Origin of the sequence: Streptomyces sp. NPDC096079 (genome assembly GCF_040303145.1) — a bacterium.
GTDB lineage: Bacteria > Actinomycetota > Actinomycetes > Streptomycetales > Streptomycetaceae > Streptomyces.
Genome location: NZ_JBEOST010000005.1, coordinates 236,920 through 259,302 on the forward strand (window position 1 = coordinate 236,920; position 22,383 = coordinate 259,302).

At 74.2% G+C, this 22,383-nt stretch carries 19 protein-coding genes; 13 read left to right on the forward strand and 6 right to left on the reverse strand.

Going from position 1 to position 22,383, the window contains the following annotated elements; genetic code table 11:
* The first annotated feature begins 54 nt into the window (after positions 1-54).
* The 4 genes from ABTY59_RS13465 to ABTY59_RS13480 all read left to right on the forward strand — a co-directional run bounded on the left by ABTY59_RS13465 (position 55) and on the right by ABTY59_RS13480 (position 3,693).
* On the forward strand, positions 55-435 hold the full coding sequence (locus tag ABTY59_RS13465; RefSeq protein WP_352019061.1) for a VOC family protein: 381 nt from the start codon (positions 55-57) through the stop codon (positions 433-435).
* A gap of 63 nt (positions 436-498) precedes the next feature.
* Positions 499-1,020, forward strand: a complete 522-nt coding sequence (locus ABTY59_RS13470) for a pyridoxamine 5'-phosphate oxidase family protein (protein WP_352019062.1) — start codon at positions 499-501, stop codon at positions 1,018-1,020.
* A 33-nt stretch (positions 1,021-1,053) separates the two neighbouring features.
* Positions 1,054-1,683: a TetR/AcrR family transcriptional regulator gene (locus ABTY59_RS13475; protein WP_352019063.1), complete on the forward strand. Its 630-nt coding sequence runs from the start codon at positions 1,054-1,056 to the stop codon at positions 1,681-1,683.
* A 273-nt stretch (positions 1,684-1,956) separates the two neighbouring features.
* Positions 1,957-3,693, forward strand: a complete 1,737-nt coding sequence (locus ABTY59_RS13480) for a DEAD/DEAH box helicase (protein WP_352019064.1) — start codon at positions 1,957-1,959, stop codon at positions 3,691-3,693.
* Here the strand turns inward: ABTY59_RS13480 and ABTY59_RS13485 are convergent.
* Both ABTY59_RS13485 and ABTY59_RS13490 read right to left on the reverse strand, forming a co-directional pair.
* On the reverse strand, positions 3,618-4,526 hold the full coding sequence (locus ABTY59_RS13485) for a tyrosine-protein phosphatase (protein WP_352019065.1): 909 nt from the start codon (positions 4,524-4,526) through the stop codon (positions 3,618-3,620). The genes ABTY59_RS13480 and ABTY59_RS13485 overlap by 76 nt on opposite strands.
* A gap of 286 nt (positions 4,527-4,812) precedes the next feature.
* On the reverse strand, positions 4,813-5,280 hold the full coding sequence (locus tag ABTY59_RS13490; RefSeq protein ID WP_352019066.1) for a MarR family winged helix-turn-helix transcriptional regulator: 468 nt from the start codon (positions 5,278-5,280) through the stop codon (positions 4,813-4,815).
* Between the two features lie 127 nt (positions 5,281-5,407).
* Between ABTY59_RS13490 and ABTY59_RS13495 the strand changes: the two genes are divergently transcribed.
* Both ABTY59_RS13495 and ABTY59_RS13500 read left to right on the forward strand, forming a co-directional pair.
* Positions 5,408-6,790, forward strand: coding sequence for an MFS transporter (locus tag ABTY59_RS13495; RefSeq protein WP_352019067.1), 1,383 nt, complete (start codon positions 5,408-5,410; stop codon positions 6,788-6,790).
* A gap of 164 nt (positions 6,791-6,954) precedes the next feature.
* Positions 6,955-7,380: a ribonuclease domain-containing protein gene (locus ABTY59_RS13500; RefSeq protein WP_352019068.1), complete on the forward strand. Its 426-nt coding sequence runs from the start codon at positions 6,955-6,957 to the stop codon at positions 7,378-7,380.
* Between the two features lie 11 nt (positions 7,381-7,391).
* Here the strand turns inward: ABTY59_RS13500 and ABTY59_RS13505 are convergent, their stop codons facing one another.
* Positions 7,392-8,861 (reverse strand): ankyrin repeat domain-containing protein, encoded by a 1,470-nt coding sequence (locus ABTY59_RS13505; protein ID WP_352019069.1) that lies wholly within the window; start codon positions 8,859-8,861, stop codon positions 7,392-7,394.
* A 55-nt stretch (positions 8,862-8,916) separates the two neighbouring features.
* Positions 8,917-9,801: a hypothetical protein gene (locus ABTY59_RS13510; RefSeq protein ID WP_352019070.1), complete on the reverse strand. Its 885-nt coding sequence runs from the start codon at positions 9,799-9,801 to the stop codon at positions 8,917-8,919.
* 203 nt (positions 9,802-10,004) lie between these two features.
* On the opposite strand from ABTY59_RS13510, the gene ABTY59_RS13515 reads away from it, so the two are divergent.
* The gene (locus ABTY59_RS13515) at positions 10,005-10,775 is read left to right on the forward strand and encodes a S1 family peptidase (RefSeq protein ID WP_352019216.1); all 771 of its coding nucleotides are present in this window, start codon (positions 10,005-10,007) and stop codon (positions 10,773-10,775) included.
* Positions 10,776-11,044: 269 nt separating this feature from the next.
* On the opposite strand, the gene ABTY59_RS13520 is transcribed toward ABTY59_RS13515, so the two are convergent.
* Positions 11,045-12,799 (reverse strand): glycoside hydrolase family 35 protein, encoded by a 1,755-nt coding sequence (locus ABTY59_RS13520; RefSeq protein WP_352019071.1) that lies wholly within the window; start codon positions 12,797-12,799, stop codon positions 11,045-11,047.
* A gap of 82 nt (positions 12,800-12,881) precedes the next feature.
* Between ABTY59_RS13520 and ABTY59_RS13525 the strand changes: the two genes are divergently transcribed.
* The 6 genes from ABTY59_RS13525 to ABTY59_RS13550 all read left to right on the forward strand — a co-directional run bounded on the left by ABTY59_RS13525 (position 12,882) and on the right by ABTY59_RS13550 (position 20,539).
* Positions 12,882-13,769 (forward strand): helix-turn-helix domain-containing protein, encoded by an 888-nt coding sequence (locus ABTY59_RS13525; protein WP_352019072.1) that lies wholly within the window; start codon positions 12,882-12,884, stop codon positions 13,767-13,769.
* Between the two features lie 11 nt (positions 13,770-13,780).
* The gene (locus ABTY59_RS13530) at positions 13,781-14,095 is read left to right on the forward strand and encodes a chorismate mutase (protein ID WP_352019073.1); all 315 of its coding nucleotides are present in this window, start codon (positions 13,781-13,783) and stop codon (positions 14,093-14,095) included.
* Positions 14,095-15,081 (forward strand): asparaginase, encoded by a 987-nt coding sequence (locus tag ABTY59_RS13535; RefSeq protein ID WP_352019074.1) that lies wholly within the window; start codon positions 14,095-14,097, stop codon positions 15,079-15,081. Before ABTY59_RS13530 ends, ABTY59_RS13535 begins: the two co-directional genes overlap by 1 nt.
* Before the next feature lie 51 nt (positions 15,082-15,132).
* Positions 15,133-17,616 carry an aminopeptidase N gene (pepN, locus tag ABTY59_RS13540; protein ID WP_352019075.1) on the forward strand — a complete coding sequence of 828 codons (2,484 nt, stop codon included), beginning with the start codon at positions 15,133-15,135 and terminating at the stop codon, positions 17,614-17,616.
* Between the two features lie 140 nt (positions 17,617-17,756).
* Entirely contained in the window at positions 17,757-19,127 is a 1,371-nt protein-coding gene (locus ABTY59_RS13545) for a pyridoxal phosphate-dependent decarboxylase family protein (protein WP_352019076.1), read from the forward strand.
* On the forward strand, positions 19,124-20,539 hold the full coding sequence (locus tag ABTY59_RS13550; protein WP_352019077.1) for a lysine N(6)-hydroxylase/L-ornithine N(5)-oxygenase family protein: 1,416 nt from the start codon (positions 19,124-19,126) through the stop codon (positions 20,537-20,539). The genes ABTY59_RS13545 and ABTY59_RS13550 overlap by 4 nt, the downstream gene beginning before the upstream one ends.
* A gap of 3 nt (positions 20,540-20,542) precedes the next feature.
* Here ABTY59_RS13550 and ABTY59_RS13555 read toward each other — a convergent pair whose 3' ends face one another.
* Positions 20,543-22,339 (reverse strand): bifunctional metallophosphatase/5'-nucleotidase, encoded by a 1,797-nt coding sequence (locus tag ABTY59_RS13555; RefSeq protein WP_352019078.1) that lies wholly within the window; start codon positions 22,337-22,339, stop codon positions 20,543-20,545.
* Positions 22,340-22,383: the final 44 nt, after the last annotated feature.

Genomic DNA, 22,383 nt, shown 5'->3' on the forward strand with positions numbered 1-22,383 from the left:
CCGGGCCCGGCAAAACCGGTGGCCCGCGGTCGGGGCGCGCGCGATCATGACGCCATGAGTTCTCTCGTACGCCACACGACGATCGACTGTGCCGACGCCTACGCCCTGGCGACCTTCTGGGCGAAGGTCCTCGACTCACAGGTCTCCGACGACGACAAGCCCGGCGACCCGGAGGCGCTCGTCGAGTCCGCCGGGGCCGGGCTCCTCTTCATCCAGGTCCCCGAGGGCAAGACGGTGAAGAACCGCGTCCACCTCGACCTCCAGCCCCAGGACCGCACCCGTGACGAGGAGGTCGAGCGGCTGCTCGGCCTCGGCGCCACGCTCTTCGAGGACCACCGGAACCCGGACGGCACCGGCTGGGCGACCCTGCGCGACCCGGAGGGCAACGAGTTCTGCGTGGAGCGCAGCAAGGCGGAGCGCGCGGCGACCGCCTGACCTCCCCATGAGTCCGGAGCAATCCGGACGGTGGCTGTCGGGTATCCGGTGTTTCCTGGATCCATGGGAGACACCGGAACCGGAACCACCTGGTCGGCCTTCGAGGCCGCCGAACCCGACTTCGCCGCGACCGTGCGGGAGCGCTTCGGGCAGTACACCCACCACGCCCTCGCCACCCTGCGCAAGGACGGCTCGCCCCGGCTGAGCGGCATCGAGGCCGGCTTCCGCGACGGCGAGCTCTGGCTCGGCATGATGCCGAACTCCCGCAAGGCGCTCGACCTGCGCCGCGACCCCCGCCTCGCGCTGCTCGCCAACCCCGGAGCCGGCACCGACATGGGCGGCGGCGACGTCCGGATCTCCGGGCGGGCGGTCGAGATCACCGATCCGGACGCCCTGGACCGCTACGCGGCCGAGGCGGGCGAGCCGCAGCCCTTCCACCTGTTCCGGGTGGAGCCGACCGAGGTCGTACGGACCTGGGTGGACGGCGAGGAGATCGTCTTCCGCAGCTGGGCGCCGGGGCGCCCCACACGGACGATCCGGCGCGGCAACGACGACAGCCCGCCCCGCGAGGAGACCCGAGCGTGACCGGGCCGGCGCGGGTGGGACCAGAATGGTCACGTGCCGAACACTGCAAGCAAGAAGAAGACCCAGCTGAGCGGGGGGCCCGAGCGGCGTCGTGAACTCCTGGACACGGCGGCCGAGGTCTTCGCCGCCCAGGGGTACAACGCGACCACCGTCCGCAAGATCGCGGACGCCGCCGGGATGCTCGCCGGCAGCCTCTACTACCACTTCGACTCCAAGGAGTCGATGCTGGACGAGATCCTCTCCACCTTCCTGAACGAGCTGTGGGAGGGGTACGACGCCGTCCTCGACGCCGGTCTCGGCCCGCGCGAGACCATCGAGGCCCTGGTCACGGAGTCCTTCCGGGAGATCGACCGGCACCGCGCCGCCGTCGCCATCTACCAGAAGGAGTCCCAGCACCTCGTCGACGAGCCCCGCTTCGGCTACCTCACCGAGTCGCAGCGAAAGTTCGAGAAGGCCTGGCTCGGCACCCTGGAGCGCGGTGTGGCCGCCGGGGTCTTCCGTGCCGACCTCGACGTCCGGCTCACCTACCGCTTCGTGCGCGACACCGTCTGGGTCGCCGCGTCCTGGTACCGGCCGGGCGGACAGCACAGCCCGGAGGAGATCGCCCGCCAGTACCTGTCGATGGTCCTGGACGGGATCGCCGTCCGCGGTCCCGGGCGGTAGCCCACCCGGTCCCGGGCGGTAGCCCGCGGAGCGGGGAAGCGGGGGAGCCGGGGAACGGGGGGTCGGGGCGGGAAGGTCCTGAGGCGCACTATTGTCCCGGTAGAGACATCCGGGACCGAGTCGCGTGTTCCGGGAGAGACAGCCGGAGCCCGTACCGCGTGTTCCGGGAGAGACAGCCGGGGCCCGTACCGCGTGTTCCGGGTGGCACAGCCGGGGCCCGCATCGCGCAGGTGCGGGCCCCGGCTGTGCCGCGCACCGGCCAGGAAGGCACGAATGACCCGCTCCGAACGTTCCCAGAGGCGAGGCCCCCGCACCGCCCAGGCGAAGTCCACGTCCCAGCCGAAGGGCCCCCGCGGCGGCCGTCGTCCCGCCGCGCCCCCGCCGCCGCAGGAGTTCACTCCGCCGGAGACGGTGACGCCCGCGCTGCCGGCCGTGGCCTCCTTCGAGGACCTGGACATGCCGGCCGCGCTGCTGCGGACGCTCACCGAGCAGGGCGTCACCGAGCCCTTCCCGATCCAGGCCGCGACCCTCCCGAACTCGATCGCCGGCCGCGACGTCCTCGGCCGGGGGCGCACCGGCTCCGGCAAGACCCTCGCCTTCGGGCTCGCGCTCCTGGCCCGCACCGCCGGCCGCCGGGCCGAGCCGACCGCGCCCCTCGCGCTGGTCCTGGTGCCGACCCGCGAGCTCGCCCAGCAGGTCACCGACGCCCTCACCCCGTACGCCTCCGCGCTGCGGCTGCGGATCACCACGGTCGTCGGCGGCATGTCGATCTCCCGCCAGTCCTCGTCCCTGCGGCGCGGCGCCGAGGTCCTCATCGCCACGCCCGGCCGGCTCCACGACCTCATCGAGCGCGGCGACTGCCGTCTCGACCAGGTCGCCGTCACCGTCCTCGACGAGGCCGACCAGATGGCCGACATGGGCTTCCTGCCGCAGGTCACGAAGCTGCTCAAGCAGGTCGAGCCGGAGGGGCAGCGGCTGCTGTTCTCGGCGACCCTGGACCGGAACATCGACCGGCTGGTCAAGATGTTCCTGGACGACCCGGTCGTGCACTCCGTCGACCCCTCGGCCGGCGCCGTGACCACGATGGAGCACCACCTCCTGTACGTGCAGGACGAGACCGACAAGAAGGCCGTCACGCTGCGGATCGCGGCCCGCGACGGCCGGACGATCCTCTTCATGGACACCAAGCGGTCCGTGGACCGGCTGGTCAAGCGGCTCCTCGCCAACGGCGTGCGGGCCTCGGGGCTGCACGGCGGCCGCTCGCAGCCGCAGCGCAACCGGACCCTGGACCAGTTCAAGACCGGTCAGGTCACCACGCTCGTCGCGACGAACGTGGCGGCCCGCGGCATCCACGTCGACGACCTCGACATGGTCGTGAACGTCGACCCGCCGATCGACCACAAGGACTATCTGCACCGGGGCGGCCGCACGGCCCGCGCCGGCGAGTCCGGCAGCGTCTTCACGCTGGTCCTGCCCGAGCAGAAGCGGGACATGGGCCGGCTGATGTCGAACGCGGGCATCAGCCCCCGGACGGCGCAGATCAAGTCCAGTGACGAGGAGCTCGCCGAGCTCACCGGCGCCCGGGAGCCCTCGGGCGTCCCCGTCGTCATCGAGACCCCGCAGCCGACCCCGCCGCGCAAGGCGGCGGAGGCCGGCGGCACGGGCGGCTCCCGCCGCCGGCGCCGCCCGGCCGGTTCCGGTGCGGGAAGCGGCGGTACGGGCACGGCGACGACGGCCTCGGGCCGCGGCTCCGGCACGTCCGGTGGCCGCGGGTCCGCCGGGTCCGCCGGCCGGGGCTCCGGCGCCGCGACGGGCGCGGGCCGGGGTTCCGCCGCCGCGTCCGGAGCGGGCCGCGGGTCCGGCTCGGGCCGGGGCTCCGGCTCCGGTGCGGGCGCCGGGCGCGGTGCGGCGGCCGGTGGCGGCCGGGGCGGGCGTCAGGCGCCCGGCACCAGCCGTTCGCGGAGCGCCGCGAGTTCCCGCAGCTCCAGGCCGAGGCCGACCGACACGTAGCGGAAGACGCTGCCGTACGAGGTGCGGACCTGGTCCAGGGCGGTGTCCAGGTACTCGGTCCGTACCTCCTGGAGCGGCACGATCAGCTCCGGGTTCTGCATGAGCCCGCCCTGCTTCAGGCCGTCCCGCACCCGGGCGTCGTAGGCGGCGCGGAAGGTGTTGGAGGCCAGGTAGTCCGCGCGGGCGGAGCTCTCGGGCACGCCGAGCAGGGTGAGCAGGAGCCAGCTCGTCCAGCCGGTCCGGTCCTTGCCGGAGGTGCAGTGCAGGAGCAGCGGCCCCCGGCGCGGATCGGCGAGGTCCCGCAGGGTGGCCGCGAGGGCGGCCCGGTTCGCGGCGTCGGTGACGAAGGTGCGGTACACCTCGCGCATGAAGGCGGCGGCCTTCCCGCCGCCGAGCATCTGCTCCTGGAGCACCGGGTCCCGGGAGCCGATGGCGGCCATCAGCCGCCCGAACAGGCCGTTGTCGGTCACGGGCCGGGCGATGCGGGCCGGGCCCGCGGGCAGCCGGTCGGCCCCGTCGTTCCCGACCTCCAGCGGGATCCGCAGGTCGACCACGGTGCCGAGGCCGAGCCCGGCGAGGGTGGTGAGGTCGGCGTCGGTGAGCTTGGCGAGGTGGTCGCCGCGGTAGGCGAGGCCGTGCCGGACCCGGGCGCCGTCGTAGGTGACGTACCCGCCGAGATCGCGGACGTTGACCGCGCCCTGGAGCGGGATCTGCCGGATCGTGTTCGCGGCGCGGACACGGGGGTGGGGGCGGGCGCTCGCCTCCGTGGGCAGGACCGTGAGCAGGGCGGCGGCACCGCCGGTGGTGAGCAGTGCGCGGCGGGACAGGGGCATGGCTGGGCTCCCTTACGGACTGACGGACGCACGGCGGAGGGCCGTGCGGCTGACGGACTCGGGTGGGACAGCCGTGGGCGGACGGGCCCGCGGGGCCTCTTCCACCTAACGTTAGTTAGGCGGGTGTTGGCGAGGAACGTAGCAGCCGCGGGGGCCGAACGGGAGGGGTGTGCGGCACGCGGTGCCGCGCCGGCGGTCGCGCACGGCTCGCGTCAGGGGTCGCGCACGGCCTTGTGCACGGGGTCGCGCCCGGCATCCCGCCCAGGGTCACGCCCGGTCGGGCCGGTTACTCCGCGAGGCGTTTGGTGGCGGCGCGCTGGCGCGCGGTCGCGCCCGTCAGGAAGCGGGTGACCGTCGCCAGCTCCTCGGTCGTGAACTCCTCGTAGAGCTCGTGCACCTCGCGCGCCCAGTCGTCGAAGAGCGGGGCGAGCTCCGCCAGCTTCTCCGGCCGGGGCTCGACGAGCACCCGGCGCTTGTCCGTCGGGTGCTTCACCCTGCGTACGAATCCCTTGCGCTCCAGTCGGTCGACGAGACCCGTGACGGAGGCGGGGGCCAGCCCCGAGTGCTCGGCCAGCTCCTTGGCGGTGAGGGGGCCGTGCCGTTCGAGCAGGTCGAGGGTCTTCGTCTCGGTGGCGCCCAGGTCCTGCTGGGCCGCGATCGCCGAGTGGAAGGCGACGGAGGCGGCGCTGGAGTCCCGGCCGGCGGCGGTGAGGGCGGCGATGGCGGCGCCCCGTTCCTGGTCCTGCTCGCTCATGGCGGAAGCCTAGCAAAATTCATTTCGTTCGGCCGAACGAAAGACTTGTGATCACGGGGTCTCTCATGCCAGGGTTTATTTCGTTCGCCCGAACGAAATAAACCCTGGCACGAGGGAGAGGGCCGCGATGTCCACGACCGTCACGACCGCCGCCACCGGCGACCCGTCCACCGTCCATCCCCGCCGCTGGGCCGCCGCCGTCGTGATGATGACCGCGGCCCTCATGGACCTGGTGGACGTCACCATCGTCAACGTCGCCCTGCCCTCCCTCGGGCAGGGCCTCGGCGCCTCCGAGAGCGCCCTCCAGTGGACCGTCTCCGCCTACCTCCTGGGCTTCGCCGCGACCCTCGTCGTCGCCGGCCGGCTCGGCGACCGCTACGGCCGCAAGAGGCTCTTCCTCGCCGGCACCGCCGGCTTCGGCCTCGCCAGCCTCGCCTGCGGCCTCGCCCAGACCCCCGGCCAGCTGATCGCCGCCCGCGCGGTGCAGGGCGTCGCCGCCGCCGTCCTCATGCCGCAGGTGCTCGGCTCCTTCCAGAGCCTCTTCCGGGGCAAGGACCGGGGCAAGGTCTTCGGGATGTACGGAGCGGTGGCCGGCTTCGCCTCCGCGATCGGACTGCTGCTCGGCGGGGTCCTCACCGACGCGGACCTCCTCGGGCTCGGCTGGCGCAGCGTCTTCCTCGTCAACGTGCCCGTCGCCGTCCTCACGCTCGCCGCCGCCGTCGTCCTCGTCCCCGACACCAAGGAGCGCGCCGCCGCCCGGCCCCCGCTGCTCGGCAGCCTCGTCCTCGCCGCCGGACTCGTCGCCGTCGTCCTGCCCCTCGTCCAGGGCCGCGGCTGGGGCTGGCCGCTCTGGGGCTGGGGCCTCCTCGCGGCCGGAGCCCTGGCGGTGACCGGGGTCGCCGTGCGCGGCTCGGTGCTGCCCCGGCGCGTCTTCACCACCCCGGCCTTCTCCTACGGCCTCGCCGTGCAGCTGCTCTTCTCCCTCGGCATGCAGGGCTTCTTCCTGGTCCTCGCGATCTGGCTGCAGGGCGGCCAGGGCTACACCCCGACCCAGGCGGGCGTCCTCATGGCCGCCTTCTCGGTCGGCGGCTTCCTCACGGCGCCCGCCGCCGAACCCCTCGCCGCCAAGCTCGGCCGGTACGTCCCCACCGCCGGCGCCCTGCTCATGGCGGGCGGCTACGGCTGGGTCTGGTACGCGATGGTCGCCGCGGCCCCCGTCCACACCGGCGCCTGGCCCCTCGCGCCCGGCCTCGCCGTCGCGGGCGCCGGACTCGGCCTCCTCGTCGTCCCGCTCGTCGGCATCGTCCTGTCGGCCGCCCCCGCCGAACTCGCGGGCGGAGCCTCCGGCGTCTTCTCCACCGCCCAGCAGTTCGGCGGCGCCCTCGGCGCGGCCGCCATCGGCACCGCGTACTTCGCGGACCTCTCCCTCGCCGCCGCCATGCCCTGGGTCCTCGCGGCCTACGCGGGTGCCGCCGTCCTGAGCCTGCGGCTCCCGGCCGGCGCGAGGTGACGCTCCCTCACGGACCGCGCGCCGGGCCCGGAAACGGCCCGGCGCGCACGTCCGCGGGATCCTCTCCACGGGATCCTCACGTCGGGGAGGATGCGGTTAACGTCCGTGGAATTGACAGGCGTCGGGGTTCCGGACGGGGTTCTACGCGCGTCATCATCGCTGCCATGCGCATCCCCCCTCGATTCACCCTCGCCGGCGGTGTCGCCACCGCCCTCCTCTCCTCCCTCCTCCTCGGCGCCCCCGCCACCGCCGCACCGGCCCCCGCGCCCGTCGCCGTCGTCTCCTCGGGCGCGACGGCCGCGTCCTTCGGCGACGTCTGCTACTCGGACCTGCCCACCCAGGCGTACGACACCCTGCGGCTCATCGACGCCGGCGGCCCCTTCCCGTACAGCCAGGACGGGGTCGTCTTCCAGAACCGGGAGGGCGTCCTGCCCGCCCACTCCCTCGGCTACTACCACGAGTACACGGTCAAGACCCCGGGCGTCCCCACCCGCGGGGCCCGCCGGATCGTCACCGGGCGCGCGACCGACGAGGACTACTACACCTCCGACCACTACGCCACGTTCGACCTCGTCGACTACGCCTGCTGACCACCCACCGGTCAGCCCCGGCGCGGGGTCGTCCACTCCAGGCGGGTCCTCACCCGCGGGTCGTGGACGTGCTCCAGGGCGGCGAGGGCCGTCTCGCGCGGCGCCCCCTCGGCCTCCCCGTCCGCGAGGATCGCCGCCAGCGCGTCCACGGCGCGCGGATCCTGACGGATCGCCAGGCCGCGCGCCGCCTCCGCCGCCGTCTCCGGATCGGCGTCCCCGAGCCGCTCGGCGAGCCCCTCCCGTACGAGCGGGGTGTCGTCGGGCAGCTCGGCGAGCGCCAGCGTCGCCCAGTCCCGCACCCGGGCGTCGCCGTCCCGGCTCAGCCCCAGCAGCACCCCGAGCGCCTCGACGTGCCCGGCGGGCACGATCCCCGCGAGCGCCGCCGCGACCGCCCGGCGCACCGACGCGTCCGGATGCCCCGCCACAGCGAGCAGTTCGGGCACGGCCGTCGCGTCCCCGCACTCCCCGAGCGCGAGCGCCGCCGACAGCGACGGCTCCCGCGCCGGCGGCACCGCCTCCGCCGCGAGCCGCCGCAGCACCGGGACCGCGCCCGGACCGAAACCGGGCAGCGCGCCGAGCACCCGCGCACCGAGGGCCCTGCGGAGCGGATCGCGGTACGCGCACCACCCGGCCGCCGCCACGAAGGTCTCCTCGTCGGCCCGGCCCACCAGCTCGGCCACCGCCGTCGTCCAGTCGTCGAGCTCGGGGTCGCCGCAGCGCAGCGCCCGCGCCGCCAGCTCCTCGTGCGGGGTACGCCGGCCGAGCGAGGCCTCCAGGAGCGTCGCGATCGCCGCGTGACCCGTCTGCCGGTCGTCGCCCCGCCCCGGCGCCCCGTCCTCCCGCAGCAGTTCGACGACGACCGTGATCCCACCGTCCTCCCGGACCCGTCGCACGACCGCCTCGTACGTCTGCCCGCCCTCGTTCCCCGCGACGAGCCCGCGCCGCAGCTCGGCCGCGATGTCCGCGCCGATCCACCGCCGGGCCTCCCGCAACGCGGCCTCCCGGGCCCGCGCCCCGTGGTCGAGGAGCGCCCGCACACAGCCGGTGGAGCCGCGCCGCGCGGCCGCGACGAGCGGGAGGAGCCCGTCGGGGCCAGGACGGTCAGGGTCGGCGCCGTGCTCCAGGAGGACCCGGGCCGTGTCGGCGTGCCCGAGGCGCAGCGCCCAGGCGAGGGCGGTGAAGCCGTACGCCTCCTCCTGGTCGGCCCGCGCGCCCGCGGCCAGCAGCGCCCGGACCACCTCGGTGTGCCCGCCGCAGGCCGCCCCGCACAGCGGCAGGTCGCCGCCGTCCGCGCCGCTGCCCCGGCCGGGGTCGGCCCCGGCGGCGAGCAGCACCCGCACGATCCCGGCCTCGTCGCCGACGGCGGCCCGGTACAGCGCGGTCTCCCCGTCCTCCCGCCCCTCGGGGTCCGCCCCGCCCCGCAGGACCCGCACGGCCCCGTCCTGATCGCCGTCCCGGATCGCGTCGAACAACGTGCTCATGCCCCGACCCTGACGCGCCGTCGCCCGATGGCGCAAATCGATTCGCGCGGGACGGTCAGGAGGCGCACTCCAGGACCGACCCGCACACCCCGCACCGGGCCCGCAGGGAGCGTCCCGTGGGGATCCTGAGGCGCTGGAGGCAGACCGGGCAGGGGAAGGAGACGCCGGTCGCCGGGGTCCCGCCCGTGAGGGCGTACGGGGCGTCCTCGGCGGCCCGGCCCCGGCGGCGTTGCGCGGCGTAGCGGCGGCGCTCGGCCCAGCCGGCCGCGGCGAGCGGCGGGGCGGCGCGGTCGCGGGCGGCCTCGGCCCGGCCCCGTACCCATGCGTCGTACGCCACCGCGCTGGTGAACCACGGGGAGGGGTCCTCGCCGAAGACCTCGGCCCGCTTGGCGAGGACGTAGCCGAACTCCTCCGGGGTGAGGTAGCCGAGCTTCTGGCTCTCGACGCCGTCCCTCCGGTAGGCGTCGAGCAGCAGCCAGCCGGCGCCCAGATAGGCGGTGGTCACGTCGGTGAGCACCTCGTTCTCGGCGGTCGAGGGGAAGCCGAGGCCGAGCCGGTGCAGCAGCACATGGGTGATCTCGTGGGCGAGGGCGGCGCCGATGTCCCTGCGGCGGGTCCGGAACCGGTCGTTGAGCTCCACGAAGTACTCGGGTCCGGCCGTGAGCTCGACGGCCGCCGCGTACTCCATCGGGCGGAAGCTCACCACGACGCGCGCCTCGGGCAGCCGCAGGTGCCGGACGAGGGCGCCGGCCACCCGCTGGGTGCCGAGGTGCAGGTCCTCGTCGTCGCCGAGGGCCACGTCGTCGGCGGTCACGCTGACGGGGTAGCGGTGCACTCCGTCGGGGGAGAGGCGGCGGTAGAGCGCACTGAGCGAGGCCCGCACGGTGGCGCGGTGCGGGTAGCCGTGGATGACACGGTCGGCCTCATGTCGGTTCGGCATGCCGGATCCCCCCTCGTTTCCACTGTACGGTCCCTCCACCGGATCTGGCCGAAAAGGCTTTCTTGTGGCGGCAGTTGAGCGCTGTCCATAATCCGGACATGCCTTGACGAGCGCATGTCATTGCGGTGGGTCCCCGCCCGCCCGGCACCGCCCGTCGAGACCGACCCCCCACGAGAGAAGGAAGACACGTGAAGCAGAACCGCATGGTCCGTGCCCTCCAGAAGCTGGCAGCCGCCGGCGCCGTCGTCCTGGCGGCCGTCAGCCTCCAGCCCACCACCACCGCCTCCGCCGCCCCGGCCCCCGTCGTCGGAGGCACCCGCGCCGCCCAGGGCGAGTTCCCCTGGATGGTCAGGCTCTCCATGGGCTGCGGCGGCTCCCTGATCACCCCTCAGATCGTCCTCACCGCCGCCCACTGTGTGAGCGGCTCCGGCAACAACACCAGCATCACCGCCACCGCCGGAGTCGTGGACCTCCAGTCGAGCAGCGCCATCAAGGTCAAGTCGACCAAGGTCCTCCAGGCCCCCGGCTACAACGGCCAGGGCAAGGACTGGGCCCTGATCAAGCTCGCCAGCCCCATCACCTCGCTGCCCAACCTCAAGATCGCCAACACCACCGCGTACAACAGCGGCACCTTCACGGTCGCCGGCTGGGGCGCCGCCCGCGAGGGCGGGGCGCAGCAGCGCTACCTGCTCAAGGCGAACGTCCCGTTCGTCTCCGACGCCTCCTGCCAGGCCTCCTACGGCAGCGACCTCGTGCCGGCCGAGGAGATCTGCGCCGGCTACAGCCAGGGCGGGGTCGACACCTGCCAGGGCGACTCCGGCGGCCCCATGTTCCGCAAGGACAACGCCGGGGCCTGGGTCCAGGTCGGCATCGTGAGCTGGGGCGAGGGCTGCGCCCGCGCCGGCTACCCCGGCGTCTACACGGAGGTCTCGACCTTCGCCTCCGCCATCACCTCCGCGGCCGCCACGCTGTAGCGGCGCACCGCTGACGGGCGCGCGGCCGCACGGCCGCGCCCCCGCCGAACGTGCCCCGGAGCGGCCTCGGCTCCGGGGCACCCGCCGTCTCCCAGGACGGCCCGGCACATCCGGCTCCTCCGCGCGCGGCGCCCCGCCGTCTCACCGGGCGGTCCGGCTCCTCCGCGCGCGGCGCCCCGCCGCCTCACCGGGCCGTCCGGCTCCTCCGCGCGCGGCGCCCCGCCGCCTCACCCGGCGCATCCGGCTCCTCCGCGCGCGGTGCCCCCGTCTCACAGCACCTCCAGCTCCACCCCCGACGGCGCCCCGCCCTCCAGCTCCAGGACCCACACCTCGTTCGCGCCCTCCCGCAGCACCGGGCCCGGCACGAACAGGGCCTCCTGCGGGCCGGCCGCCCAGTAGCGGCCCAGGCAGGAGCCGTTCACCCACACGAAGCCCCGGGTCGAGCCCGGCAGCCGCAGCCACGCGTCGCCCGCGCCCGTCACGTCGAGCGTCCCCCGGCCCAGGCCCGGGCCGCCCGAGACCGGCCCGAAGGGCACCTTGCCGACCGCCGCCGCCTCGAAGGCGTCCAGCCGCAGGCCCCGGGCCCGTACCCCGTGCAGATACTGCCGCTCGTGCCGTACGCCGCCGGTGATGCCCTTGGGCTCCGCGAGCCGAGGCCCGTAGTTGACCCGGCCCAGCGACTCCACCCACAGGTCCACGAGCGCCGGACCCGCCACCGGCTCGGGCAGCACCACGTCCTCCCCCTCCGAGGTGTCGAGGACCCCCGCCGGCCGCCCGTCGACGTACACCACCGCACGGTCCCGCAGCCCCGTCACCCCCAGCGGGTACGGCTGCCGCGGACCCGGCACCGCCACCCGGTAGCGGACCAGGCCCCGGTCCACGCCCAGCTCCTCGAACGTCGGCGGCACCGGCGTCACCGACTCCTCGCCGCCGAGGACCTCCAGGACCGCGTCCAGCGGAGCCCAGCCGTCGAGCCCGCCCGACACCGGCGCCCCGAGCCGGGCCGGCGGCTCCGGAAGCTCCGGCAGCGGCCCGTCCGCGTACGCGGCGAGCACCTCCCGGAAGGCCCAGAACTTCTCCGTCGGCCGCCCCGCCTCGTCCACCGGCGCGTCGTAGTCGTACGAGGTCACCGTCGGCCGCAGCGGACCGTCGTGCAGCTCGCCGTCCCGGTTCGCGCCCGCCCAGCCCGCGACGTTCGTCCCGCCGTGCGCCATGTATACGTTGACCGAGGCCCCGCACTCCAGGATCTCCCGCAGCGCCGCCGCCGCGTCCGCCGCGCCCCGCACCGCGTGCTCCGTGCCCCAGTGGTCGAACCAACCGCACCAGAACTCCATGCACATCAGCGGCCCCGACGGCCGGTGCCGCCGCAGCGTCGCGAAGCCCTCCCGCGCCCCCGAGCCGAAGTTCGCCGTCGCGAGCACCCCCGGCACCGAACCGCCCGTGAGCATGTGGTCCTCGGGACCGTCCGAGGTGAACAGCGGCACGCTCACCCCGCAGCCCCGCAGCAGCTCCGCCACCCACTCCAGATACGCCAGGTCGCTCCCGTAACTCCCGTACTCGTTCTCCACCTGCACCAGGACCACCGGCCCGCCCCGGTCGACCTGCCGCTCCACCACCTGCGGGAGCAGCCGCCGGAACCAGGCCTCCACCGGCGCCAGGAACTCCGGATCGAGGCTCCGCACCCGCCGCCCCAGCGGCCCGGTCAGCCAGTGCGGAAGCCCGCCGTTCTCCCACTCGGCGCAGATGTACGGACCCGGGCGCACGATCGCCCGCATCCCGGCCCGCCCCACCGCGTCCAGGAACCGGCCGAGCGCGTCCACGTCCGCGTACCGGCCGGGCTCCGGCTCGTGCAGGTTCCACGGGACGTACGTCTCGACACAGTCGAGGCCCATCGCCCGCAGCATCCCCAGCCGGTGCTCCCAGTGCCCCTCGTGCACCCGGAAGTAGTGCAGCGCCCCCGAGAGGAGGCGCACCGGCCGCCCGTCGAGCAGAAAGTCCTCGTCACCCACAGCGAACGTGCTCATGGCCTCACCCTCACCCTCTGGCGGCGGGGCGGTCCATGGACAAAGATCGTCGCAGTTTGGACGTTACGGAAGGCCCCGCGGCATGTACCACACCTGGATGCGCTACTTCACGCCCAGCCCCGTCCACCACCGCCTCGGCCTCGTCTGCCTCGGCGTCGGACTCCAGCACGGCACCCTTCCCACCGTCGGCCCGCGCACCCTCGACCACCACGTCGCCGTCGTCGTCTCCGCCGGCAGCGGCTGGTACCGGGGCGCCGACGGCCGCCGCACCACCGTCACCGCCCCCGCCCTCCTCTGGCTCACCCCCGGCACCCCCCACCACTACTCCGCCGACCCCGGCACCGGCTGGGACGAGGCCTTCGTCGACTTCACCGGACCCGCCACCGCCACCTACACCGAACTCGGCTACATCGAGCCCGACCGGCCCGTCGTCCCCCTCTCCGACGCCGCCCCCGCCCGCGCAGCCATCGGCCGCATCGCCCGCGCCGCCCGCCCCGGCAACCCCCTCCTGGAGGTCGAGACCGGCGCCGCCGTCCACGAGCTGCTCGTCGCCCTGCGCCGCGCCCGCGCCGACACCAACGCCGACGGCGACCCCGTCCTCACCGCGCTCGCCCGCGACGCCTTCCAGCCGCTCTCCGTCGCCGAGCACGCCACCCGCCACGGCATGACCGCCGCCGAGCTGCGCACCGCCGTCCGCCGCGCCGCCGGGTGCAGCCCCAAGGACTACCTGCTCACCATCCGCCTCGGCCGCGCCAAGGAACTCCTCGCCGCCACCGAGCTGCCCGTCGCCGCCGTCGCCCGCCGCGTCGGCTACGACGACCCCGCCTACTTCTCCCGGCTGTTCACCCGCCGGGTCGGCACCGCGCCCATCCGGTTCCGTGAGCAGCAGGGACGGTCCGTGCACGGCGGCTGGAGCACCAGCGTTCCGGATCCCGAACACCCGCCCACGATCCCCCCGAGATCCGTCTAAGCTCGCAGATCATGAGCGACTCCAGCGACATCGACCCGACCGTCACCGCCGAGCTGACCCGGCTGCGCGAAAGCATCGACAACATCGACGCCGCGGTCGTGCACATGCTCGCCGAGCGCTTCAAGTGCACCCAGCAGGTCGGCGTCCTCAAGGCCGAGCACCAGCTCCCGCCCGCCGACCCCGCCCGCGAGGCCCGCCAGATCGCCCGGCTGCGGGAACTCGCCGAGAGCGCGAAACTGGACCCGGCCTTCGCGGAGAAGCTCCTCAACTTCATCATCGCCGAGGTCATCCGGCACCACGAGACGATTGCGGACGGAGCACGCTGATGGGCCGCGTCACGGTCTTCACCCTCGGAGGCACCATCTCCGCCCGAGGCGGTGACGCCGCCCGCATGACCGGCCAGGAGGTCCTCGCCGGGCTCGGAGCCCCCGAGGACGTCGTCCTGCGCGACTTCCGCCGCATCCCCAGCTCCACCCTCTCCTTCGAGGACCTCGCGGCCCTCGCCGACGAGGTACGGGGGGCCGTCGCCGACGGCTCCGGCGTGGTCGTCGTCCAGGGCACCGACACCCTGGAGGAGACCGCGTTCCTCCTCGACCTGCTCTGCACCACCGAACAGCCGATCGCCGTCACCGGCGCCATGCGCCGCCCCGACCTGCCCGGCGCCGACGGCCCCGCCAACCTCGCCGCCGCGCTCGCCGTCGCAGCAGACCCCGCCTGCCGGAACCTCGGCGTCCTCGTCGTCCTCGCCGACGAGATCCACGCCGCCCGCCTCGCCCGCAAGACCCACACCACCTCCGTCGCCACCTTCGCCTCACCCGGCGCCGGACCGATCGGCGCCGTCGTCGAGGGCGAACCCCGGATCCTGCTCCGCCCCGCCGCACCCACCCGGCTCTGCGCGCTGACCCTCGACCCCTCCGTACGCGTCGCCCTGGTGACCCTCTCCCTCGGCGACCGCGGCGAACTCCTCGACGCCGTCGACGACCGCTTCCAGGGCCTCGTCGTCGCCGCCTTCGGCGCCGGCCACGCCCCCGCACCGCTCGTCGAACCCCTCGCCGACCTCGCCCGGCGCATCCCCGTCGTCCTCGCCTCCCGCACCGGCGGCGGCGCGACCCTCACGGACACCTACCGCAGCCCCGGCTCCGAGTACGACCTGCTGCACCACGGACTGATCCCCGCCGGCCCGCTCGACCCCGCCAAGGCCCGGATCCTGCTCCACACCCTGATCTCCAGCGGCGCCGCCGGACCCCACGGCTACGACCGCCCCCGCATCACCGCCGCCTTCGCCCACCTGAACGGTTCCGGCCTGGCCTGAGCCGCGTACACCCCCTGCCCCGGGCCGGAGCGATCGGGCAGCATAGGACCCATGTCCGTACTGACGCGCGACGAAGCGCAGACCCGTGCCCAGCTCCTCGACGTCCACCACTACCGCGTGGACCTCGACCTCACCACCGGCGACGAGACCTTCGGGTCCCGCAGCCTCATCCGCTTCACGGCCCGCGCCGCGGGGGACACCTTCGTCGAACTCAAGCCCGAGACCCTCCGCTCCGCACTCCTCGACGGCGAGCCCCTCGACGTCACCACCCTCGACGGCAACCGGCTCCCGCTCAGCCTCACCGAGGGCGAGCACACCCTGCGCGTCAGCACCACCATGCGGTACTCCCGCACCGGCGAGGGCATGCACCGCTTCACCGACCCCACCGACGGCGAGTCGTACGTCTACACCCAGCTGTTCATGGAGGACGTCCAGCGCGTCTTCGCCGCCTTCGACCAGCCCGACCTGAAGGCCGTCTTCGAACTGAGCGTCAAGGCGCCCGAGGGCTGGACCGTCCTCTCCAACGGCATCACCGAGCAGCAGCCCGACGGCCGCTGGCAGGCCGCGCCCACCCCGCTGCTCTCCACCTACTTCGTCTGCGTCGCCGCCGGCCCCTGGCACACCGTCCGCACCGAGCACGCCGGACTGCCCTTCGGCATCCACTGCCGCCGCTCCCTCGCCGCCCACCTCGACGCCGACGCCGACGAGATCCTCGCCGTCACCAAGGCCTGCTACGACCGCTACCACGAGAAGTTCGACGAGCCCTACCCCTTCGACTCGTACGACCAGGCCTTCGTCCCCGAGTTCAACGCCGGCGCCATGGAGAACCCCGGACTCGTCACCTTCCGCGACGAGTTCGTCTTCCGCTCCGCCGTCACCGTCACCGAGCGGCAGACCCGCGCCATGGTCATCGCCCACGAGATGGCCCACATGTGGTTCGGCGACCTCGTCACCCTGCGCTGGTGGGACGACATCTGGCTGAACGAGTCCTTCGCCGAGTACATGGGATACCAGACCGTCAACGAGGCCTGCTCCGACCTCTTCCCCGACACCTGGATCGACTTCGGCGTCACCCGCAAGTCCTGGGGGTACGAGGCGGACCAGCGCCCCTCCACCCACCCCGTCGCCCCCGACCCGGAAGCCGTCCCCGACACCGCCTCCGCGCTCCTCAACTTCGACGGCATCTCCTACGCCAAGGGCGCCTCCGCCCTGCGCCAGCTCGTCGCCTGGCTCGGCGAGAAGGACTTCCTCGCCGGCATCAACATCCACTTCAAGCGCCACAAGTTCGGCAACGCCACCCTCGCCGACTTCATCGACAACCTGGCCGCCGCCACCGACCGCGACGTCCACGCCTGGGCCGAGCAGTGGCTCCGCACCACCGGCGTCGACACCCTCACCCCCCGCCTCGAAGGCGAGGGCACCCAGTGGCGGCTCCACGTCGACCGCGACGGCAGCCGCCCGCACCGGATCGCCGTCGGCGTCTACGACCGGCAGCCCGACGGCGAACTCGCCCTCCGCGAGCGCCGCGAGCTCGACGTCCCCCAGGAGGCGCCCGCCGAACTGACCGGCCCGCGCCCCGCCCTCGTCGTCCTCAACGACGGCGACCTCACCTACGCCAAGCTCCGCTTCGACGAGGTGTCCCAGGAATCCGTCCTGCGCGGCCTCTCCCGCATCCCCGACCCCGTCACCCGGGCCGTCGTCTGGAACGCCCTGCGCGACATGGTCCGCGACGGCGAACTCGCCCCCGCCGACTACCTCGCCGTCGCCCTCGCACACCTTCCCGAGGAGGCCGAACTCGCCCTGGTCCAGGGCGTCCTCGGCTTCGCCCGCACCCAGATCGCCGACCGGTACACGGCCCCCGAGGAGCGCCCGGCAGCCCTCGCCACCATCGGCGAGATCGCCCGCGCCCTGCTGCGCCGCACCGAGGACGGCGAGGAGCCGGGCCTCCGCCTCACCGCCGTCCGCGCCTGCGTCGACGGCGCCACCACCCCCGACAAGATCGCCTCCTGGCTCGACGAGGGCACCGTCCACGGCGGCCCGGAGCTCGACCCCGAGCTGCGCTGGCGCATCCTCGCCCGCCTCGCGGTCCTCGGCGCCACCGACGAGACCGCGATCGCCGCCGAACTGGAGCGGGACCCGAGCGCCACCGGCCAGGAGGGCGCCGCCCGCTGCCGCGCCGCCCTCCCGGACCCGGAGGCGAAGGCCGCGGCCTGGTCGGCGCTCTTCGACTCCGACGACCTCTCCAACTACCTCTTCACCGCCACCGCCCAGGGCTTCTGGCAGCCCGAACAGGCCGATCTGGTACGGGAGTACGTGCCGCGCTTCTACGAGGCGGCCGTCGCGCTCGGCGACCGCCGGGGCCCCGCCATGGCCGAGGCCGCGGGACGCTACGCCTTCCCCGCGTACGCGGTCGACGCCGACTCCCTGGCCGTGGGCGAGGCCCACCTCGCGGACGACACCATGATCCCGGCCCTCCACCGCAAGCTCGTCGACCAGCTCGACGACCTGCGCAGGGCGCTGCGGGTACGCGGCTGAGTCGAGGCGGTGCCCACACGGACGCGTGGGCACCGCCCGTGGCACGCATGCCCGCAACGGCGGGGCGCCGCGTCCCCCGTTCGGGTCACAACCCGCGACTCCCCGGACAGGGCACCCCGCCACCCGCCACCCTGTCGTCCATGCGTGCCGCACCCCCGCCCCTCGCCGCCGACCCCACCGCCCTGAGCCGTCTCCTGGGCACCGTCCTCGACGCCCTGCGGGAGGGGGCCGAGGTCAGGGGCGGGCCGCTGCCCGCAGGGGGCCCGGAGGCCGTGGCCCGGCGGATGGCGGGGCTCGGAGCCGTACTCCCCGACACCGGCACCACACCCCACGAGGCCCTCCGGACCGTCGTGCGGGCTCTGGCCGAGGGCGCCGCCGATCCCGCCCACCCCCTGTGCGCCGCGCACCTCCACACCCCGCCCCTCGCGCTCGCCGTCGCCGCCGATCTCGCCGCCTCCGCGCTGAACCCGTCCATGGACTCCTGGGACCAGGCGCCCGCCGCCTCCGCGCTGGAGGCCGCGGTCACCGCGGCGCTCGCCGCCGAGGTCTTCCCGGAGGCCCCGCACCCCGACGCGCTCGTCACGACCGGCGGCACCGAGTCCAACCAGCTCGCGCTGCTCCTGGCCCGGGAGCGGCACGGCCCGGGGCTGCGGAGCGTCGTCGGGGCCAACGCCCACCACTCCTTCCGCCGCGCCGCCTGGCTCCTCGGCCTGCCCGAGCCGGTCGTCGTGCCCACCCCGCGCGGCACGACGGACCCTGCCGTCCTCGCCGAGGCCCTGGCCGGGCAACAAGGGCCCGTCCTCGTCGCCGCCACCGCCGGCACCACCGACGAGGGCCTGATCGACCCCCTCCCCGCGATCGCCGAGGCCTGCGCGGCCCACGGCGCGGAGCTCCACGTGGACGCCGCGTACGGCGGCCCCGTCCTCTTCAGCCGTACGCACCGCGCACTCCTCGACGGCCTCGACCGGGCCCGTACCGTCACCGCCGACCTGCACAAACTCGGCTGGCAGCCCGCCGCGGCGGGACTCCTCGCCGTCCGCGACACCGACGACCTCGCCGCCCTCGGCCACACCGCCGACTACCTCAACGCCGACGACGACACCGAGGCAGGCCTCCCCGACCTCCTCGGCCGCTCCCTGCGGACCACCCGCCGCCCCGACGTCCTCAAGACCGCCGTCACCCTCCGGGCCCTCGGCCGCACCGGCCTCGGCGCGCTCGTCGACACCTGCATGGAGCTCGCCCAGGACCTCGCCGATCTGGTGGAGAAGGCCCCCGGCCTCGACCTCAAGGACCGGCCCACCCTCACGACCGTCCTCTTCCGTCCCACCGGCGCCACCGACGAAGCCGTCGCGGCGATCCGCCGCACCCTCCTCGCCGACGGCACCGCGGTCCTCGGCCGCGCCGCGGCCGACGGACGCCTCTGGCTCAAGGCCACCCTGCTCAACCCCCACACCACCCGCGGCGACCTCGCCCGGATCCTCACCCTCGTGGAAGGCAGCGCGCACCGATGACCGGCAGCACCCCCCCGCAGGACCCCGACCAACCCCACGACCTGGTGGGCGTCGGCATCGGCCCCTTCAACCTCTCCCTCGCCGCCCTCGCGGACGGCGTCCCCGGCGGCCTCGCCGCCACCTTCTACGAGCAGCGGCCGGCCTTCCGCTGGCACCCCGGGCTCCTCCTCGACGGCGCCACCCTCCAGGTCCCCTTCCTGGCCGATCTGGTGACGCTCGCCGACCCCGCCAGCCCCTGGACCTTCCTCAACTACCTGAAGAGCCGCGAGCGCCTCTTCCCCTTCTACTTCGCCGAGAAGTTCCACATCCAGCGCGCCGAGTACGACGCCTACTGCCGCTGGGTCAGCGAGCGGCTGCCCGGCCTGCGCTTCGGCCACCAGGTGGACTCCGTCCGCTGGAACCCCGAGCGGCGCCTGTTCGAGGTGGACTTCACCCAGCTCGACCCGGACGGCGAGGCCGAGGCCCTCGGCCGCTCCTACGCCCGGAACGTCGTCCTCGGCGTCGGCACCGAACCGTACGTCCCCGAGCCGCTCCGCCCGCTCGCCGACGCCCCCGGCGTCCCGGTGATCCACTCCGCCGACTACCTGACCCACCGCGAGACGCTGCTGCGCGCCAAGCACGTCACCGTCATCGGATCCGGCCAGTCCGGCGCCGAGGTCTTCCTCGACCTGCTCCGGGCCCGTCCCGCCGGGGCCGAGCGGATCCACTGGCTCGCCCGCACCGAGGCCTTCGCCCCCATGGAGTACTCCAAGCTGGGCCTGGAGCACTTCACTCCCGACTACACCCGGTACTTCCACGCCCTGCCCGAGCCGGTCCGCGGCGAGCTGATGCCCCGGCAGTGGCAGCTGCACAAGGGCATCGACGCGGACACCATCGCCGCCATCCACGACGAGCTCTACCGCCGGACCCTGCACGGCGGCTGGCCCGACGCCGTCCTCACCCCCGGCGTCCGGGTCCGCACCGCCGGAAGGGTCGCCACGACCCAGGTCGAACTGCACCTGGAGCACGTCCAGGAGGGCAGCCGCTCCCGGCTCACCACCGACGCCGTCGTCCTGGCGACGGGCTACCGGGAGCGCCCGGTGGGCCGGATGCTGGCCGGCCTCGACCCGTACCTGCGGCACGACTCCGCCGGGCGCCCCCGGATCGACGAGCGGTACCGCCTGGTCCTCGACCCCTCCGTCACCGGCTCCGTGTACGTCCAGAACGCCGAGCGCCACACCCACGGCGTCGGCGCCCCGGACCTCGGCCTCGCGGCCTGGCGCAGCGCGACCATCCTCAACTCGGTCACCGGGAAGGAGCCGTACCCGCTGCCCCGCCGCACCGCCTTCACCCGCTTCGGTCTGGAGACGCGAGAGGCGCCGGCCGTTCCGGCCCAGGACCGGAGGCTGACGCCCCTCACGCAGAACGTGTGACCGCTAGAAGACCGGGACGCCGTCCCGGGTCAGCTTCCAGTCCACCGACGCGAAGGCGCCCGGGTCGACCGTGCCCTTGGCCTTCACCCACTGGATGATGGTGTTGCGGATCTCGTCCGAGTTCGCCCACAGCTGCTGGGCGCCGGCGACGTGCGGGAACGCGCCGCCGCCGCTCGCCCGGTAGTTGTTGACCGCGAGGACGAACGTCGCCGCCGGGTCGAGCGGCTTGCCCTCGAAGGACAGTCCGACGATCCGCTGCCCGACCGGCTTGGCGATGTCGATGTCGTACGTCAGACCGGACACGGCGTCGTAGTTGTAGTCCGGCGTGGCGTCCGCGTTCGTGAGCTTCGAGGTGTCGACGGGCGCACCCGCCGGGGTCTGCACGTAGTACTTCGCCGAGTACTCCAGGTAGTCCTTGAGCTGGGCACCCGTCAGGAGACGCGCCTCCAGGGTGTTCTCGAAGGGGTAGAGCCCGGCGGCGTCCTTGATGCTGATCTCGCCGGCCGGGATCCGGGCCGTGCGCGAGAAGCAGGAGGCCTGCGAGAGCACCGGCAGCGCGGCGTACGCGCCGCCCGCGAGCGCGGCCTTCACGGTCTCGGCCTGGACGACGTTGATCAGGTCGATGATCGGCTCGTCCTTCCACGGCGCGTCGGCCGTGGTCATGGCGGCCGTGGAGGTGCCGATGACCTGGTTGACGTAGGCGACGACCTTCTTGTGCTCGTCCGAGAGGAGCCCGGTGATCTCGGGGTCCTCGGCGACCGTGTTGGAGTTGAGGACCTGCGCGCCGACCTTCTCGACGACCCAGCGGCCCTTCTCCCACACCAGGTCGAAGTCGAAGAGGGTGAGGCGCTGGCCCCACTTCAGCGGCTCGGACAGGACGACGTCCTTGCCGGTCTGCTTGTTCTTCACCCGGTACTCGGGGATCTCGGTGTGGGCGTGGCCGACGAGGATCGCGTCGATGCCCGGCACCTGCTCCGCGACGAGCCCGGCCGCGTTCTCGACGTACGGGAGCTGGTCGCCGTACGAGGAGGTGCCGCTGGAGCCGGAGTGCGCCGAGACGACCACGACGTCGGCGCCCATGGAGCGCAGCTTCGGCACCCACTTCGCGGCCTGCTCCTCCAGGCCGGGGAAGACCATCTTGCCGGTGACGTTCGCCTTGTCCCAGATGGCGATGCCCGGGTTGGTCAGGCCCAGGACCGCGACCTTGACGTCCCTGCCGTGCGGGGTGCGCAGGCAGTGCATGCTGTACGGGGCGAAGGCCGGGCGCAGGGTCTTGGCGTCGAGCGCGTTGGCGCCGAGCAGCGGGAAGTCGCACTGCTGCTCGAACTTGCGGAGCACCGGGATGCCGTAGTTGAACTCGTGGTTGCCGAGCGCGGCGGCGTCGTACCCGATGGCGTTCATGGCCTGGGCCATCGGGTGGACGGGGCCGTGGTGCGCGGTGATCGGGTCGACCTTGGCGTAGTAGTAGGACAGCTGGGTGCCCTGGATGGTGTCGCCGGCGTCGATGAGCAGGGTGTTGCGGCGGCCCTTCGCCGCGCGGACCTGGTCGACCAGGGTGGAGATCTTGGCCAGGCCGACGTCGTTGTGGGCCTTGTCGTCGAACTCCTTGTCCGTGAAGTAGTCCCAGTTGAAGACGTTGCCGTGCAGGTCGGTGGTGCCCATCACGGTGAACGAGTACCGCTTGGCCGGCCGGGGGCGGGCCTGGTGGGCCTCGGCGGGGGCGGCGACCCCGGCGGTGAGGGCGGCTCCGGCTCCTACGGCGGCGGAGCTCTCCAAGAAGGCCCGGCGGTTCAGCGGCATGTGTTCTCTCCCCTAAGTTCGGCGCTGTCATGGCGCACAACGCG

Excerpts from the sequence above, each read along its gene's own strand:
- ABTY59_RS13465 (WP_352019061.1), top strand. The coding sequence starts at position 55 with ATGAGTTCTCTCGTACGCCACACGACGATCGACTGTGCCGACGCCTAC.
- ABTY59_RS13470 (WP_352019062.1), top strand. The coding sequence starts at position 499 with ATGGGAGACACCGGAACCGGAACCACCTGGTCGGCCTTCGAGGCCGCC.
- ABTY59_RS13480 (WP_352019064.1), top strand. The coding sequence starts at position 1,957 with ATGACCCGCTCCGAACGTTCCCAGAGGCGAGGCCCCCGCACCGCCCAG.
- ABTY59_RS13485 (WP_352019065.1), bottom strand. The coding sequence starts at position 4,526 with ATGCCCCTGTCCCGCCGCGCACTGCTCACCACCGGCGGTGCCGCCGCC.
- ABTY59_RS13490 (WP_352019066.1), bottom strand. The coding sequence starts at position 5,280 with ATGAGCGAGCAGGACCAGGAACGGGGCGCCGCCATCGCCGCCCTCACC.
- ABTY59_RS13495 (WP_352019067.1), top strand. The coding sequence starts at position 5,408 with ATGTCCACGACCGTCACGACCGCCGCCACCGGCGACCCGTCCACCGTC.
- ABTY59_RS13500 (WP_352019068.1), top strand. The coding sequence starts at position 6,955 with ATGCGCATCCCCCCTCGATTCACCCTCGCCGGCGGTGTCGCCACCGCC.
- ABTY59_RS13505 (WP_352019069.1), bottom strand. The coding sequence starts at position 8,861 with ATGAGCACGTTGTTCGACGCGATCCGGGACGGCGATCAGGACGGGGCC.
- ABTY59_RS13510 (WP_352019070.1), bottom strand. The coding sequence starts at position 9,801 with ATGCCGAACCGACATGAGGCCGACCGTGTCATCCACGGCTACCCGCAC.
- ABTY59_RS13515 (WP_352019216.1), top strand. The coding sequence starts at position 10,005 with ATGGTCCGTGCCCTCCAGAAGCTGGCAGCCGCCGGCGCCGTCGTCCTG.
- ABTY59_RS13520 (WP_352019071.1), bottom strand. The coding sequence starts at position 12,799 with ATGAGCACGTTCGCTGTGGGTGACGAGGACTTTCTGCTCGACGGGCGG.
- ABTY59_RS13525 (WP_352019072.1), top strand. The coding sequence starts at position 12,882 with ATGTACCACACCTGGATGCGCTACTTCACGCCCAGCCCCGTCCACCAC.
- ABTY59_RS13530 (WP_352019073.1), top strand. The coding sequence starts at position 13,781 with ATGAGCGACTCCAGCGACATCGACCCGACCGTCACCGCCGAGCTGACC.
- ABTY59_RS13535 (WP_352019074.1), top strand. The coding sequence starts at position 14,095 with ATGGGCCGCGTCACGGTCTTCACCCTCGGAGGCACCATCTCCGCCCGA.
- pepN (WP_352019075.1), top strand. The coding sequence starts at position 15,133 with ATGTCCGTACTGACGCGCGACGAAGCGCAGACCCGTGCCCAGCTCCTC.
- ABTY59_RS13545 (WP_352019076.1), top strand. The coding sequence starts at position 17,757 with ATGCGTGCCGCACCCCCGCCCCTCGCCGCCGACCCCACCGCCCTGAGC.
- ABTY59_RS13550 (WP_352019077.1), top strand. The coding sequence starts at position 19,124 with ATGACCGGCAGCACCCCCCCGCAGGACCCCGACCAACCCCACGACCTG.
- ABTY59_RS13555 (WP_352019078.1), bottom strand. The coding sequence starts at position 22,339 with ATGCCGCTGAACCGCCGGGCCTTCTTGGAGAGCTCCGCCGCCGTAGGA.